This window comes from Haloterrigena gelatinilytica, assembly GCF_013342145.1.
Taxonomy (GTDB): Archaea; Halobacteriota; Halobacteria; order Halobacteriales; family Natrialbaceae; genus Haloterrigena; species Haloterrigena gelatinilytica.
The window spans coordinates 2129315-2144136 of record NZ_JABUQZ010000001.1 but is presented as its reverse complement, the minus strand read 5'-3'; the positions used below and the strand labels follow the sequence as shown (position 1 = coordinate 2144136).

Here is a 14822-nt window from a genome sequence, read left to right as displayed (position 1 = left end):
TCGAATCGAACCCCTTACCCCCGACGCGCCGGAACTCGACCGTATGTCTGCCGTAGTCGACGCGACGGACCTCGAGAAGACGTACGGCGAGACGACGGCGCTGTCGGGGGCGTCGCTCTCCGTCTCCGCCGGCGAGGTCTTCGCGCTGATCGGTCCGAACGGGGCCGGGAAGACGACGCTCGTGCGCGCGCTGACCGGGACGACCGAGCCCGATTCCGGCGCGGCTCGCGTGCTCGGCGAGTCGCCGGCGGCGATCGACCGGGACCGGCTCGGCGTCCTCCCGCAGGATTTCTCGCCGCCGGATCGCCTGAGCGCCCGCGAACTCCTCGACTACTACGCGGGGCTGTACGACGACCCCCGCGACCCCGACGACGTCCTCGCCGACGTCGGCCTCGCGGACGCCGGCGACACCTGGTACGAGGACCTCTCGGGCGGCCAGCAGCGTCGGGTCTGCGTCGGCGCGACGCTGGTCAACGATCCCGACGTGCTCTTTCTGGACGAGCCCACGACCGGGATCGATCCCGCCGGCCGGCGCACCGTCTGGCGGCTGATCGAGGACCTCGCCGACGCGGGGACGACCGTCCTGTTGACGACCCACGACATGGCCGAGGCCGAGCGGCTGGCCGACCGCGTGGGCCTGCTCGCCGACGGCGCCGTCGTCGCCCGCGGCACCCCCGCGGAACTCGTCGCCGAACACGGCGGCTCGAGCCGGCTCACGATCGCGACGACGGCGACTCCCGAGGCCTTCGACGGACTCGAGTATCCGGTCGAACGGCCGGCCCGCGGTCGCGGTCCTCGCGGCGCCCGAGCGGACGGCGCGCTCGTCGTCCGCGACGTCGGTCCCGCCGAAATCGGGACCGTCGTCGACTACCTCGAGGACCGCGGCCTCGAGTACTCCGGGCTGACGTGGGCCGAACCCGACCTGGAGGACGTCTACCTCGCGCTGGCCGACGCGACGGAACGCGACCGAACCGGCCGGGCCGGCGGGAACGGCGACGGCGAAGCGGACGCCGACGATCTCGCTCGCGCGGGTGAGACGGCGTGACTCGGGTCGGTCGCGTTCGCGCGGCGACGGGCGCGGGCTGGCGGTCGTTCGTCCGCCGCCGGACGGCGGTCTTCTTCACGTTCTTCTTCCCGGTGATCCTGATCGCCATCTTCGGCGCGCTCGTCCAGACGGATCCGACGGGCGGGGGGCTGTTCACGGAGCCGGCGGCCTACTACGTGCCGGGCTACCTCGCCGTCGTCGTGCTCTTCACGCCGCTGTCGCGGATGGGCAGCGAGGTCGCGCGCCACCGCGAGGGGAACCGCTTCGAGAAGCTCGCGACGACGCCGTTGACCCGCGGCGAGTGGCTGCTCGCCCAGACCGCCGTCAACGCCGTGATCATCGGTCTGGCGAGCCTGCTGATCCTCGCGATGGTGGTCGTCCTGACGGGCGCCGAAATCGCGTTCTCGCCGCTGCTGGTCCCCTACATCCTCGTCGGCGTCGTCGCCTTCTGCGGCGTCGGCGCGATGCTGGGCAGCTACACCGACTCCCAGGACGGCGCCGTCGCCGCCAGCAACGCCATCGGCCTTCCGCTGCTCTTCCTCTCCGAGACGTTCGTCTCGCTCGAGCAGCTTCCCGGCTGGTTCGAGCCGCTGGTGAACCTCTCGCCGCTGACCTACTTCGCCCGCGGCGTCCGTGCGGCGACGTACGCCGACGCCGACGTCGCCGGGGTGGCCGGCGTCGACCCGGCGCTGTCGAACCTCGCCGTGCTGGCGGTCGTCGCCGCGGTCGCGTTCGCCCTCGGCGCGCGGTCGATCCCGCGGACGGACTGAGATCGGACGACGGACGCGGGTCGGCTCACGTCACGAGTCGGTTTCGAGACTCGCGTCGGCGCCCGCAATTAGTATCGAGCCGACCAGTCCCGCGAGTCCCGCGCCGACGAACGCGGGCGTGTACGTCCCGGTGAGATCGTACGTGAGCCCGGCGAGCCACGGCGCGATCGACCCCGACACGGCGAACGACAGCGAGACGAGTCCGAAGATCGCGTTCGGGTTCGCCGATCCGAAGAGGTCGACCGTGAGCGGCGAGAGCAGCGCGCCGTTGCCGCCGTAGGCGACGCCGAAGACGACCGCGAAGGCGTACAGTCCGATCGCGGAGCCGGCGAGCGGGAGCCACAGCGTCGAGAGGCCCATGACGGCCGAACACGCGACGAACGTCCGGACGCGGCCCAGCCGATCGGCGAGTCCGCCGATCCCGATCCGCGCGACGGCCGTGGTCGCGCCGACGACGGCGATGGCCGTCGCGCCCGTCCCGTCGCCGAGTCCGGCGTCGCTCGCGTGGGGGACGACGTGGACGAGCACGACGTACAGCGTCGCGTACACGAGCACCCAGCCCGCGAACACCAGCAGGAACGGACGGGAGAGCGCGACCGCGGCGAGTTCGCGCCGGTACGCGTCCCAGTCGGGCGGCTCCCGGTCCGGAACGCCGTCGGGAAACTCCCGCTCGGCGTCGACGGGAGCGTCGCTCGAGGACGGATCGTCGGCGAACAGCGGCACGACGCCGGCGACGGCGGCCGCGGAGACGAGGACGAGCGCGAGGATCGCGAGCCGCCACCCCAGCGCGGCCACGAGCGCGCTCGCGGCGGGTGCGAGCGCGACCATTCCGATCCCGAGTCCGGCGGTCGCGATGCCCGTCGCGAGGCCGCGACGGCGGCCGAACCACCGCGGGACGGTCGCGTACGAGACGACGTAGATGGCGCCGAGACCGACCGCGGTACAGACGCCGTAGGCGACGAGGAGGCCCGCGTAGGTGTCGGCGCGGCTCGTCCAGAGGCCTCCGACCGCGAGGACGGCCGCGCCGGCCGACAGCAGACGTCGCACGCCGAACCGGTCGGCGAGCACTCCCAGGACCGCCGCCGCGAGGTAGATGACGACCGTCTGCAGGGAAAAGACGACGGAGACGCCCGACCGGGAGAGGCCGAGCTCCCGCTGGATCGGCTCGAGGAAGACGCCGAACGCGTAGGAGAGCCCGAAGACGACGAGCGCGCCGACGAAGCCGCCGGCGACGACGCGCCAGCCGCGGTAGAAGCCGGGCCCGCTCGAGTCGGCGCCGCGGACGGCGTTCGATCCGCCGTCGGGGGCCGAGCCGCCGTCGGTTCGCATTCGATTCGAAGCCCCATGTCACGGCACATAATGTTTATCACGGTGTCTGATGGCAGTTCGCATATGTCCGCACCGGTGGAGTCGGAGCCGCGTGGCACCGTCATCGAACGAGCGGGGGAGGGGATCGCGGACGTCGTCGAACGGTGGATGCCGAGTCCGTTCCTGTTCGCGATCATCCTGTCGTACGTCGTCTTCGTCGTCGGCATGGTCGTCGAGGGGCAGGGACCGACGGAGATGGTCGGCTTCTGGTACGACGGGTTCTGGTCGTTCCTGACCTTCGCGATGCAGATGGTGCTGATCATCATGACCGGGTTCGTGATCGCGTACCATCCGCGGGTCAACGACGCGCTCCAGTGGCTGGCGACGTTTCCCGACAGCGGCCGACAGGCCGTCGTCCTCGTCGGCGTCGTCTCGATGGCGCTGGCCTGGATCCACTGGGGACTGAGCCTCGTCGTCGGGGCCATCTTCGCTCGAGAGATGGGCAAGGCCGCGTATCGACGGGACATCGACGTCCACTATCCGCTGCTCTGCGTGGCCGGCTACATGGGGCTGGGCCTCACCTGGCACTGGGGGCTGTCGGGCTCCGCCCCGCTCCTGCTGGCGACGCCGGGCAACGAGTTCGTCGAACTCGGCGTCGTCGACGACACCGTCGGCACGTCCGCGACCATCTTCAGCACGTACGCGCTCGCGCTCACCGGCCTGTCGATCGTCTTCGCGGCGATCGTGCTCTACCTGCTGTCGCCCTCGCCGGAGCGCTCCCGGGACATCTCCGCGTACGTCTCCGAGGACGAACTGCTCGAGGCGAAGCCGGGGACGGAGCCGACGACCGACGAGTCGGACGATCTCGCGGTCGACGGCGGCTCGCCCGCGACCGACTCGACCGGGGAAACCGACGCCCGGCTCCCGGCCGAGAAAATCGATAACAGTCGACTGCTGGGCGGCGTCATCGCGCTGACCGGCGTCGCCGTGGTCGCCTGGCAATTCTATTCGCAGGGGCTCGACGCGCTGAACCTGAACGTTCTGAACTTCGCGTTCCTCTTCGTCGGGCTGGCGATCTACACGCGACCGATGGCCTACCGGGACCGGTTCGGCGAGGCGTCCGAGGCCGCCGCCGGTATCATCCTGCTGTTCCCCTTCTTCGCGGGGATCCAGGGGATGATGGCCGGCTCCGGCCTCGCGGAGACGATCGCCACCGGGCTGCTCGCCGTCTCGACGCCGGAGACGTTCCCGGTCATCGCGTGGATCACCGGCGCGATCGTCAACTTCTTCGTCCCCTCCGGCGGCGGCGAGTGGATCGTCCTCGGCCCCTCGGTCCTCGAGGCGGCCCACGAACTGGGGATCGAGACCGGCCACGCGACGATGGCCTACGCGGTCGGCGACGCCCACACCAATCTGGCGAACCCGTTCTGGGCGCTGCCGCTGCTGGCGATCACGGACATCCGGGCCCGCGAGATGTTCGGCTACGCGGTCGCGATGTTGCTCGCGCTGATCCCGTTCCTGACGATCGCGCTGTACGTCCTACCCTACTGATCGGGCGTCGGCCGGAATCGGCGGCGATCACGACGAGTCCGTCGCCTCGACGTCCGCCATCCGCTCCGCGAAGTCCCAGCCGTATACCACCGCCGGCTCGATCGTGGTCGTCACCTCCTCGCGATCCTCGTCCAGTAACGCCCCGGCCAGTTGCGACTCCGTATCGCCGAGATACCGCTCGAGGAGGTCCCGAAGCGTCTCCTTCTCCGGGTCGGGGTCGATCGAAACGGCCCCGCGACCCCTGACGCCCGCGTACGGCGGCTGGTTCGTCGACACCTCGAAGGCGACCCGGGGATCGGCCTCGAGAAAGGAGACGATATCTGCGGACGCCGCGGTGGCACACCGGAGCCGCCACCCGCCGTCGGTCTCGCCGTTCGCGGGCTCGTCGGCCTCTGTTCGCTCGAGTCGGTACCACAGCGAGCACATCCAGAGGTTGTCCTCGGGCGTTCGACAGGCCAGTCGGATCGGAATCGTTGCGTCCTCGAGGAGGTCGGTGATCCTCGCCGGTGAGAGACTCCCGCGTACTCGCATACCGTTCGTACGACCGCGACGACCAAAATACCGCCACCGAGTGTGGCGTCTCGACGAGCCGCTCAGAGCAGCGGGGCGAGCACGATGCCGAACTCGTAGCCGTAGATGTGGTTGAGCATCAGGTTGGTGACGACGCCGAGCACGAGGCTCAGGATCCACGCGCCCGCGGCGATGCGGCCGATCCGCGCGTGGGCCGTCCGGCGGAGTTCCGCGGGCGTGTGCGTCAGTCCGAGGATCAGCGCGAACAGCACGACCGGGACCGAGACGATCGAGAGGAGGATGTGGACGGCGAGCATGAGCAGGTAGGCGTACTTCACCAGTTGCGGTCCCTCGAAGTGTTTGGTGCCGCCGCCGCCGACTTTGAGGAGATAGAGGACCAGAAACACGAGGATCAGTCCGAACGCGGCGATCATCGCGAGCCGGTGTTTCGCGATCTCGCCGGCCCGGATCCAGTACCAGCCCGCGACCAGGAGGAGCGTCGCGATCGCGTTGTTGACCGCGATCAGGTCGGTGAGCAGGTTGACCTGCTCGAGGGAGAGATCCGGATAGATCGGGACGTCGAGGAGGAACGTTCCGAGGACGAGCGTGTAGCCGACGATCGTCAGGAGGATCGTGGCGCCGATCGGCTGCTCTCGAAGCCGTCGTCTCGCGTCGGCGGTTGCCATTGTCGACCGTTGGGAGCAATCCCGTATCTGTCTTGCCATTCCGAAACGCCGCTGTCAGCGATGGCGGCCGGAGGCGGCGCGCTAGCGGCGGTAGGGGAGGCGATTGAGTCGTTCGCGGACGAGCGGTCGCAGTTCGAAGAGGTAGCGTTCGGTGTCCGCGTCCGCCCCCGCCCCGTCCCCGCCGGCGTGGTGGGTGTACACGACCTGCTCGACGGTCACGTCCGCGGGGAGCTCCTGCGCGATGACGGCGGCGTCGAGCGCCCGGCCGGGATCGATCTCGGCGGCGGACACGCTCCACCGCTCCGGCAGCCGATCCGCGTGGGGCGACACGATATTCGACCCCTGGTAGAGGAAGCCGTCGTCGCCGATGAAACCCGCGTTCGCCGCGCCGTCCCAGGAAATCGTCGTCGAGCCCGTGTTCCGGACGCGGAAGAACGCGACCGTCCGGTCGGTCGCCGCCGGGACGCCGTCCACGAGTCGCTCGAGGGAGACGTGCTGGACGAGTCCCGCGAGCGTCAGGCTGAGTTGCTCGCCGTCGACGGAGAGGGCCTGGTGTCCGGGGTCGTCGACGTCGGCGAGATCCGGATCGTACGTCGGATCGCTCGCCGTCGGCGTCGACCCGTCCCCGACGCGCGAGGTCGCGTCGTCGTCCGCTTCCGGATCGGTCGGCGGTCGTTCGCCCACGAGCGCCTCGTAGGCCTCCTTGATCTGGAGAAACCGTTCTCGAGAGCCACCCTGATCGGGATGGTGTTCCTTCAGCAGCGTCCTGTAGGCTCGCCGCACCTCGCGTTCGTCGGCGGTCGGCGAGAGCCCGAGGACCTCGTAGTGGCTCTCCATTGATCCGTACTACCGTACTTCGTCGAAAAGAGTCTTTCCGTCCGGATAGCGTCCTTTCGTTCAGCCCGACCGTCCGGAACGTCGACGACTACTCGGTTCGATCGTCCGTTTCCTCGAGCGTTATCGATCCGTCGGCCTCGACGGTGACGTGGTAGCCACAGTACGGGAACGAGACCTCCCCGTCGGATCGTGGCGTCCCGTTCGAGCGCGGCGCGAAGAGCGAGTCCAGCGCTTCCGGATCGACGATGTCGTGGAGCGATGCGTACGTCGGCGGCCGGAGCTCCTCGGTCGGTACACCCTCGGCTTCGGCGACGGCTTCGATAACTGTCCGGCTTGGCGATCTCCGACACGTGGTGTCGACGCTATCGCCGTCCCCCTCCGTCATATTACCACCCTACCAAATCCGATGGAATAAAACTGTCCTTCTTAATCTCGTTCTTGGCAGAAATCCGCCCGTCAGCCTTCGATATCGAAGGTTTTCGGAGATGGCCGTTCGACGGCAAATTATCGATCGTTCTTGAGCCCCCGTCTCAGTGACGGGTACTGATATCACCGTTTTGATAGTTAAAACGGTTCTTAACTGATGTGAATCGCCGGCTTGCCCGGCCGCGCCGCCTCCGCCAGTTCGTCGCCGTCGGTCGCCTGACGCACGGTGACGTCGGCGTCGAACTCGTCGGTGACCAGCCAGGCGCTTCGCTCGAGGATCGAGCGTTCCGACGCGGCGTCGGAGACCTCCTCGAGTTCCGTGTGATCGCCGCGAGCCAGCAGGTCTGCCACGAACGGGGCGACGGTCTCGCGCTCCGCGTCGACTCCGGCCTCGAGGACGCGATCGACGAGCGACTCGGTACCCGTTCCCTCGATCGAGTCGACGTCGTCGCGGAGCAGCCGGATCGTCTCGTACTTCCAGTCCTGGGCGACGACGAGGTCGATCCGCTCGGGGTCGTCGATCGCCGCGGTGTCGACGATGTCCCGGACGTCCGCGAGCGTCGTCTCGACCAGCCGGCGCTCGCGTCGGTAGTCCTCGACGTCGCTCTCGGGCGCGGGCCAGTCGGCCTCGACGACCAGTCCCTCGCCGCGGAGCTTGTTCCAGCACTCCTCGCCGAGGTGGGGCGCCATCGGCGCGATCAGCGCCGAAAGCGTCAGCAGTCCCCGCCGATAGACCTCGCCGTGGGGGCGGTCGTACTCCCGGTACCGGCGGAGCAGCCGCGCCAGTTCTCGGATCTCAGTGGCGGCTCGGTGGAAGCGGAATCGCTCGTACTCGTCGGTGACCGCGACGATCGTGCGGTCGATCTCGCGGGCGAGATAGCCGTCGTGGGGGCGGCGCTTGACGCGCGTGTCGCCCTCCTCGACGAACGCCGAGGCCATCCCGTAGAGGTCCTGCTGGAGTTCGTAGGCGCCGCGGACGTTGTTCGCGGTCCACTCGAAGTCCTGTTCGGGGTGGGCCGCCGAGAGGACGAACAGCCGCGTCGTCTCCGCGCCGTACTCCTGGGGCGCGACGACGTTGCCCTTCGAACTCGACATCTTCTCGCCGTCGTACAGCACCGTCCCCTGGCTCTTGAGCTCCCGAATGGGCTCGCGTCGCTCGAGCAGCCCCAGATCGGCCAGCGCCTTCGTGAAGAAGCGCGTGTAGAGCAGGTGGAGGATGGCGTGTTCCTCGCCGCCGACGTAGACGTCGACCGGCAGCCAGTCGTCGGCCAGTTCGGCGTCGAAGGGGGCGTCCTCGAGGCCGGGCGAGAGAAAGCGCAGGAAGTACCACGAGGAATCGACGAAGGTGTCCATCGTGTCGGTCTCCCGCTCGGCCGGGCCGCCGCAGTCGGGACAGGTCGTCTGCTTCCACTCCTCGGCGGCGTCCAACGGGTTCCCGGTCGTTCGGACGAACTCCGGCAACTCGATCGGCAGGTCCTCGTCGGGCACCGGCACGCGGCCGCAGTCGTCGCAGTGGACGACCGGAATCGGCGTCCCCCAGTACCGCTGGCGGGAGATCAGCCAGTCGCGCAGGCGGTAGGTGACGTCGTCCTCGATGGCCGCGACCTCCTCGAGGAGCCGTTCGCGGGCGGTCTCGCTCTCGAGCCCGCTGTACTCGCCGCTGTTCTCGAGGATTCCCTCGCCGGTGTAGGCGTCCGACTCGAGGTCGACGTCGACGCTCGCGTCCTTCGGCGCGACGACGCCCTCGATCGGTAGGTCGTGCTCGAGCGCGAACGCGTGGTCGCGCTCGTTGTGCGCGGGGACGCCCATCACGGCGCCGGTCCCGACGTCTTCTAAGACGTAGCCGGCGACGTAGACGGGGAGCTCCGCGCCGGTGAGCGGGTGGGTCGCGGTCGCGTCGGTTTCGACGCCCGAGAAGCCGACCTCGCCGGGGTCCCGTTCGCGGACGTCCTCGACGTACGCCGCGACGTCGTCGTCCTCGGCGGCGAGTTCGTCGGCGAGGTCGTGACCGGGCGAGACCGCGAGGTAGGTCGCGCCGTAGACCGTCTCCGGTCGGGTGCTGAAGACGTCGACGGTAGTCGTCGCGGTGCCGGCCTCATCGCTGGCGGTCTCGGCGTCGCCGGCGGCACCGGCGACTTCGAATCCGATCCGCGCGCCCTCCTGTCGGCCGATCCAGTTGCGCTGGATCTCGCGGACGCCGTCGGGCCACCCCTCGAGGTCGTCCAGTCCGTCGTGAAGTTCCTCGGCGTAGTCGGTGATCGTGAAGAACCACTGGTCGAGTTCGCGCCGGCCGACGGGCGTCTCGCAGCGCCAGCAGACGCGCTCGGTGTCGCGGCTCGCGGTTTCATCGCTCTCCCTATCCGAGGTCTCGCTGCGCTCGACCTCGCGGCTCGCGGCGTCGCCGCTCGCTCCTTCCGAGATCTCGCTGCGTTCGATCTCGCGTTCCTCCACCTGGGCCGCCGCGAGAACGGTCTCGCAGTCGGGACACCAGTTGACCGACGCGCCCTCGTACTCGACGAGATCCTCCTCGTAGAGCCGCTTGAAGAACCACTGGTTCCACCGGTAGTACTCCGGCTCGCAGGTCGTGACCTCCCGGGACCAGTCGTAGCCGAAGCCCATGGTCTCGAGTTCGTCGCGCATGCGACGGATACACGCCTGCGTCCAGGACTCGGGGTCGGTCTTGCGCTCGAACGCGGCGTTCTCGGCGGGCAGCCCGAAGGCGTCCCACCCCATCGGGTGGAGCACGTCGTCGCCCTGCATCCGCCGGTAGCGCGCGTAGGCGTCGGTGATCGCGTAGTTGCGCACGTGGCCCATGTGGAGCGTCCCCGACGTGTAGGGGAACATCCCGAGGACGTACGTGGGGTCGTCGGCGTCCGCCGGGAGCTCGTAGACGTCGTCGCGCTCCCAGACGTACTGCCAGAACTCCTGGACCTGCGCGTGATCGTAGTGCGTCGTCATTGTGGCGAGCAGTCCTGCCGAGTACTGGGCGTGCCGGCCATATCATTGTTCGCCACTCGCCGCCAGAATCGCCCTCGAGACGACGACCCTCGCCGCCGATTCGCGGCCGCGAGCGACGCCGCCGCTTTTGGGGTGAGATTAACAAAGCCCCTGGAACCGAAACGGGCGAGCGACGAATGGCTCCAGACGACGATTCGACGCCGGCGACTGGGACGTTGCTCGTGACCCTCGCCGTCGTCCTGCTCACGTTCGCGGTCGGCGTCGTGGCCGTCTCCGACGTCGGCCCCGATCCGATCGGGCCGGACGACGACTCCGCGGAGCGGTCGGCCGACGATCCGGACGGCGTCGACGCCGAGACGGCGGCGAACGACTCGAGCGCGGCGTCCTCGGTCGCCGACGGCGACGACGAACCGAACGCCAGCAACGAGTCCGACGGCGGGTCGGAGTCCGGCGGCGACCCCGCGGCCGATGTCGACGACTCGAGCGACGACCCCGAGACCGATTCCGGCGACGAATCGGCCGAACCCGAGACCGACCCCGCCGTCGACGACGAGCCGCCGTCCGAGGACGACGACGTCCCGACGGGGCCCTTCGACGACGGAGAGCCGTCCGATCCGTTCGACAGGGACTCGCCGGACGGCTCCGACGAGAGCCCGTTCGACGACGACGACGAGCCGGACTCCGACGACAGCCTGTTCGACGACGAGGAGTTCTCGTCCGAGCTGTTCGACGAGGACGACGAATCGGACGACGGCGGCCCGCCAGACGACGCCGGGCCGCCGGACGATGCCGGACCGTCCGACGGCGACGGGCCGCCCGGCAACGGTCCGCCGTGATCGGCGCGGCTCTCCGTCCCGCCGTGTAACCGAGTTTTTCTTCTCTCGAGCGCGCGCCCGCGACCCGTCGACCGCCGGCCACTGCAGGCACCACCGGCTTTCGGCCGTTGGCAGTAGGCGCGCACATGAGCCCAGCGTTCACCGACGACGACGTCGACAAACGAGTCGAGACGGCCGACGGCGACTCGATCGGCGTCGTGACGATGACCGAGGCGGACACGGCGTACGTCGACCTCGAGTCGGGGGCGATCGAGTCGATCAAAGCGGTCCTCGACTGGGACGGCGACGCCGAGGAGGTCGTCCCGATCGATGCAGATGACGTCCGGGACGTCGAATCGGACGCGATCCGACTCGAGCGCGACGTCTCCGCCGGTTCGGAGTCGGCGGAAGGGACCGATCCCGTCATCGAGCGCGACGAGACGACCGTCCACGAGGACACCGGGTCCGAACAGCGAGGCATGGGTCCCGAGACCGGCGATTCGCCGAACGAGAAGACGGCGGCCGAAGGCGAGGGCCGGTCCGGAAAGGGCCTCGAGCCGGAAACGGACGAGATGACGGAGTCGGGGGCGGAGCGCCACCCCGACGACGACGGACAGCCGCCCCAGGGCGACCGGACCGTGACCAAGGAGCGCGGCGAGGAGGAAGATCGGTAGCGTCGGTTCCCGCAGTCTCCGTCCTTCGCGCGCGGGCGGCAGGCGTGCGTGAACAATTATTGCGACATGCGTGAACCACCATCAGCGTTTTCACCGCGCTCGCCGTTCGATACCGTATGAGCCAGCAAGCAACCGAGCAGGTGCACGGCCACTACATCGGCGGCGAGTGGACTGACGGCGCGGACGAGACGTTCGAGAGCCGAAACCCGGCCACCGGCGAGACGCTGGCGACGTTCCAGCGCGGGACCGAAGACGACGTCGACGCCGCCCTCGAGGCCGCGGAAGACGCCTTCGAGGAGTGGCGCGAACTGTCGTATATCGACCGCGCGGAGTACCTCTGGGACATCTACCACGAACTCCGGGATCGCCACGAGGAACTGGGGGAGATCGTCACCAAGGAGTGCGGGAAGGAGATCTCCGAGGGGAAGGCGGACGTGACCGAGGCCTGGCACATGGTCGAGTGGGCCGCGGGCAACGCCCGCCACCCCCACGGCGACGTGGTACCCAGCGAGATCGGAAGCAAGGACGCCTACATGCGCCGGAAACCGCGGGGCGTCGTCGGCTGCATCACGCCGTGGAACTTCCCGGTCGCCATCCCCTTCTGGCACATGGCCATCGCCTTGGTCGAGGGCAACACCGTCGTCTGGAAGCCCGCCGAGCAGACGCCGTGGTGCGGCCAGATCATCGCGGAGATGATGGACGATTCCGGGATTCCCGACGGCGTCTTCAACATGGTCCAGGGCTACGGCGACGCCGGCGCGGCGATCACCGACGACGGCCGCGTCGACACGGTCCTCTTTACCGGTTCGGCGGAGGTCGGCCACGAGATCGCCGGCAAGGTCGGCAACGAGCCCGGCAAGCTCGCCGCCTGCGAGATGGGCGGCAAGAACGGGATCGTCATCACCGACGAAGCGGACCTGGACATCGCCGTCCACTCGGCCGTGATGAGTTCGTTCAAGACAACCGGGCAGCGCTGCGTCTCGAGCGAGCGCCTGATCGTTCACTCGGACATCTACGACGAGTTCAAGGCGCAGTTCGTCGACGTCGCGGAGAAGATCGCGGTCGGCGACCCCCTCGAGGAGGACACGTTCATGGGGCCGGCGATCGAGCCCGACCACGTCGAGAAGATCCGCCAGCACAACGACCTGGCCCGGGAGGAGGGCGCCGACGTGCTCGTCGATCGCTTCGAACTCGACGACGACGAGATCCCCGACGGCCACGAGGACGGCAACTGGGTCGGGCCGTTCGTCTACGAAGTCGACTACGATTCCGACGACGAACTGCGCTGTCTGCAGGAGGAGTGTTTCGGCCCCCACGTCGCGCTCATCGAGTACGACGGCGACGTCGATCGGGCCCTCGAGATCCACAACGACACCCCCTACGGGCTGGCCGGGGCGGTCATCTCCGAGGACTACCGCCAGCTCAACGCCTTCCGCGACCGAGCGGACCTCGGCCTCGCCTACGCGAACCTCCCGTGTATCGGCGCGGAGGTGCAGTTGCCCTTCGGCGGCGTCAAGAAGTCCGGTAACGGCTACCCGAGCGCGCGCGAGGCCATCGAGGCCGTCACCGAGCGCACCGCCTGGACGATGAACAACTCGACGGACATCGAGATGGCTCAGGGGCTGTCCGCCGACATCACGACCTCCGAGGACTGAGCACGCGGCGAGCGCACCGATTCCGACTCATTTTATTACTTGGGGCGTTCGAGCGGTATTATGGGCTCGATACTCGAGCGACTCCCCCTCGACCGGCGCGATATCGTCAGCGGCGTTCTCGTCGCTGCGACGCTCGAGGCCGTCCTGATATACCGGACCGGATCTCCGGACCCGAGTCGGTGGGGTTCGAGGCTGGCCTCGATGGGTCTCACCGCGGTCGCGTTCGTGATCGTCCTGGTGCCGGTGAAGCGATTTACCGTCGAGGATCGCGCCGCGGCTCGGTCCGAGTAGGGGTCGACGACGCCCTGCTGTCAGCGGCCGAACTGGATCTCCCTGCGAGGTAGCGAACTGCTTATCCGAGAGGTCATGGAATCGTCCGCACGTATGAAAGCAGTCGTTCTCGCAGCGGGACAGGGCACGCGCATTCGACCGCTCTCGGATTCGATCCCGAAACCGATGCTGCCGGTGGCCGACCGACCGCTCGTGGCCCACACGATCGACGCGGCGATCGACGCCGGCGCCGACGAGATCGTCCTCGTGATCGGCTACGAGGGCGAGACCGTCCGCGACTACTTCGGCGACGAGTACCGCGACGTGCCGATCTCCTACGCCGTCCAGACCGAACAGGCCGGGACGGCCCACGCCGTCAACACCGCTCGAGAACACATCGACGGTCCCTTCGCCGTCCTGAACGGCGACAACCTCTACGATCCGGCCGCGGTCGATCGACTCTTCGAACACTGTCCGGCCGTCTGCGCGATCGCCGTCGACGAGCCGCGCAATTACGGGGTGCTCAGCACCGACGGCGACTCGGTCACCGGCATCGTCGAGAAGCCCTCGGAGCCGCCGACGAACCTCGCCAACGCCGGCGCCTACGCCTTCCCCGAACGCGCCCGCGAGTGGCTCGAGGTCCCCGAAAGCGAGCGCGGCGAACACGAGATCACCGACGTGCTGGCGAGCGTGATCGAGGAGTTCGACGTGACGCCGGTCACGCTCGATCGGTGGCTCGACGTCGGCCGCCCCTGGGAACTCCTCGAGGCCAACGAGTGGAAGATCGCCGACCTCGACCGCCGGATCGACGGTCGGGTCAGCGACGACGCCCACCTCGAGGGCGACGTGGTCGTCGAGGAGGGGGCGACGGTGAAACCGGGCGTCGTCGTCGAAGGGCCGGCGCTGATCCGCTCGGGCGCGACCGTCGGACCGAACGCCTACGTCCGCGGCGCGACGCTGATCGGCGAGGACGCGTCGGTCGGCCACGCCGTCGAGGTCAAGAACAGCGTCGTCTCCCGCGGGACGTCGGTCAGCCACCTCTCGTACGTCGGCGACAGCGTCCTCGGGCGCGACGTCAACTTCGGCGCCGGGACGAACGTCGCGAACCTCCGCCACGACGACGCGGATATTAAATTCACCGTGAAAGGCGAGCGCGTCTCGACGGGCCGGCGCAAGTTCGGCGTCGTCGCCGGCGACGGCGTCAAGACCGGCATCAACTCGAGTCTCTCGCCCGGACTGAAACTCACGACCGGCGCGACGACGCGTCCCGGCGAGAGCGTCGAGCGAGACCGGTAGGGTCTCGAGTTCGCCACAAAG

At 68.8% G+C, this 14822-nt stretch carries 14 protein-coding genes; 8 read left to right on the top strand and 6 right to left on the bottom strand.

The genetic code is table 11. From position 1 onward, the window contains the following. The first annotated feature begins 43 nt into the window (after positions 1-43). Both HTZ84_RS10885 and HTZ84_RS10880 read left to right on the top strand, forming a co-directional pair. Positions 44-1045, top strand: a complete 1002-nt coding sequence (locus HTZ84_RS10885) for an ABC transporter ATP-binding protein (RefSeq protein WP_174680698.1) — start codon at positions 44-46, stop codon at positions 1043-1045. Further along, the gene (locus tag HTZ84_RS10880; RefSeq protein ID WP_174680697.1) at positions 1042-1815 is read left to right on the top strand and encodes an ABC transporter permease; all 774 of its coding nucleotides are present in this window, start codon (positions 1042-1044) and stop codon (positions 1813-1815) included. The genes HTZ84_RS10885 and HTZ84_RS10880 overlap by 4 nt, the downstream gene beginning before the upstream one ends. 30 nt (positions 1816-1845) lie before the next feature. Here HTZ84_RS10880 and HTZ84_RS10875 read toward each other — a convergent pair whose 3' ends face one another. Then, positions 1846-3144 carry an MFS transporter gene (locus HTZ84_RS10875; protein ID WP_174680696.1) on the bottom strand — a complete coding sequence of 433 codons (1299 nt, stop codon included), beginning with the start codon at positions 3142-3144 and terminating at the stop codon, positions 1846-1848. Positions 3145-3207: 63 nt separating this feature from the next. On the opposite strand from HTZ84_RS10875, the gene HTZ84_RS10870 reads away from it, so the two are divergent. Further along, complete coding sequence (locus HTZ84_RS10870; protein WP_174680695.1) at positions 3208-4674, top strand: short-chain fatty acid transporter; 1467 nt, start codon at positions 3208-3210, stop codon at positions 4672-4674. A 27-nt stretch (positions 4675-4701) separates the two neighbouring features. Here HTZ84_RS10870 and HTZ84_RS10865 read toward each other — a convergent pair whose 3' ends face one another. The 5 genes from HTZ84_RS10865 to HTZ84_RS10845 all read right to left on the bottom strand — a co-directional run bounded on the left by HTZ84_RS10865 (position 4702) and on the right by HTZ84_RS10845 (position 10091). After that, complete coding sequence (locus HTZ84_RS10865; protein ID WP_174680694.1) at positions 4702-5205, bottom strand: pyridoxamine 5'-phosphate oxidase family protein; 504 nt, start codon at positions 5203-5205, stop codon at positions 4702-4704. Between the two features lie 62 nt (positions 5206-5267). Continuing rightward, entirely contained in the window at positions 5268-5870 is a 603-nt protein-coding gene (locus tag HTZ84_RS10860; RefSeq protein ID WP_174680693.1) for a DUF420 domain-containing protein, read from the bottom strand. Between the two features lie 81 nt (positions 5871-5951). After that, positions 5952-6707 carry a J domain-containing protein gene (locus HTZ84_RS10855; protein WP_174680692.1) on the bottom strand — a complete coding sequence of 252 codons (756 nt, stop codon included), beginning with the start codon at positions 6705-6707 and terminating at the stop codon, positions 5952-5954. Positions 6708-6795: 88 nt separating this feature from the next. Then, entirely contained in the window at positions 6796-7092 is a 297-nt protein-coding gene (locus tag HTZ84_RS10850; RefSeq protein WP_174680691.1) for a HalOD1 output domain-containing protein, read from the bottom strand. Positions 7093-7283: 191 nt separating this feature from the next. Next, positions 7284-10091: a leucine--tRNA ligase gene (locus HTZ84_RS10845; protein WP_174680690.1), complete on the bottom strand. Its 2808-nt coding sequence runs from the start codon at positions 10089-10091 to the stop codon at positions 7284-7286. 176 nt (positions 10092-10267) lie between these two features. Here HTZ84_RS10845 and HTZ84_RS10840 point away from each other — a divergent pair, with 176 nt between their 5' ends. From HTZ84_RS10840 to glmU, 5 genes are all read left to right on the top strand, one after another. After that, positions 10268-10927 carry a hypothetical protein gene (locus tag HTZ84_RS10840; protein ID WP_174680689.1) on the top strand — a complete coding sequence of 220 codons (660 nt, stop codon included), beginning with the start codon at positions 10268-10270 and terminating at the stop codon, positions 10925-10927. A 125-nt stretch (positions 10928-11052) separates the two neighbouring features. Continuing rightward, entirely contained in the window at positions 11053-11580 is a 528-nt protein-coding gene (locus HTZ84_RS10835) for a hypothetical protein (protein WP_174680688.1), read from the top strand. A gap of 116 nt (positions 11581-11696) precedes the next feature. Then, positions 11697-13235 carry an aldehyde dehydrogenase family protein gene (locus tag HTZ84_RS10830; protein WP_174680687.1) on the top strand — a complete coding sequence of 513 codons (1539 nt, stop codon included), beginning with the start codon at positions 11697-11699 and terminating at the stop codon, positions 13233-13235. Between the two features lie 60 nt (positions 13236-13295). Further along, entirely contained in the window at positions 13296-13526 is a 231-nt protein-coding gene (locus HTZ84_RS10825) for a hypothetical protein (RefSeq protein WP_174680686.1), read from the top strand. Between the two features lie 93 nt (positions 13527-13619). Next, positions 13620-14801, top strand: a complete 1182-nt coding sequence (glmU, locus tag HTZ84_RS10820) for a bifunctional sugar-1-phosphate nucleotidylyltransferase/acetyltransferase (RefSeq protein WP_174680685.1) — start codon at positions 13620-13622, stop codon at positions 14799-14801. Positions 14802-14822 lie beyond the last annotated feature (21 nt).

Coding starts and splice junctions, on each gene's coding strand:
- HTZ84_RS10885 (WP_174680698.1), top strand. CDS start 44: ATGTCTGCCGTAGTCGACGCGACGGACCTCGAGAAGACGTACGGCGAG.
- HTZ84_RS10875 (WP_174680696.1), bottom strand. CDS start 3,144: ATGCGAACCGACGGCGGCTCGGCCCCCGACGGCGGATCGAACGCCGTC.
- HTZ84_RS10870 (WP_174680695.1), top strand. CDS start 3,208: ATGTCCGCACCGGTGGAGTCGGAGCCGCGTGGCACCGTCATCGAACGA.
- HTZ84_RS10865 (WP_174680694.1), bottom strand. CDS start 5,205: ATGCGAGTACGCGGGAGTCTCTCACCGGCGAGGATCACCGACCTCCTC.
- HTZ84_RS10860 (WP_174680693.1), bottom strand. CDS start 5,870: ATGGCAACCGCCGACGCGAGACGACGGCTTCGAGAGCAGCCGATCGGC.
- HTZ84_RS10855 (WP_174680692.1), bottom strand. CDS start 6,707: ATGGAGAGCCACTACGAGGTCCTCGGGCTCTCGCCGACCGCCGACGAA.
- HTZ84_RS10850 (WP_174680691.1), bottom strand. CDS start 7,092: ATGACGGAGGGGGACGGCGATAGCGTCGACACCACGTGTCGGAGATCG.
- HTZ84_RS10845 (WP_174680690.1), bottom strand. CDS start 10,091: ATGACGACGCACTACGATCACGCGCAGGTCCAGGAGTTCTGGCAGTAC.
- HTZ84_RS10840 (WP_174680689.1), top strand. CDS start 10,268: ATGGCTCCAGACGACGATTCGACGCCGGCGACTGGGACGTTGCTCGTG.
- HTZ84_RS10835 (WP_174680688.1), top strand. CDS start 11,053: ATGAGCCCAGCGTTCACCGACGACGACGTCGACAAACGAGTCGAGACG.
- HTZ84_RS10830 (WP_174680687.1), top strand. CDS start 11,697: ATGAGCCAGCAAGCAACCGAGCAGGTGCACGGCCACTACATCGGCGGC.
- HTZ84_RS10825 (WP_174680686.1), top strand. CDS start 13,296: ATGGGCTCGATACTCGAGCGACTCCCCCTCGACCGGCGCGATATCGTC.
- glmU (WP_174680685.1), top strand. CDS start 13,620: ATGAAAGCAGTCGTTCTCGCAGCGGGACAGGGCACGCGCATTCGACCG.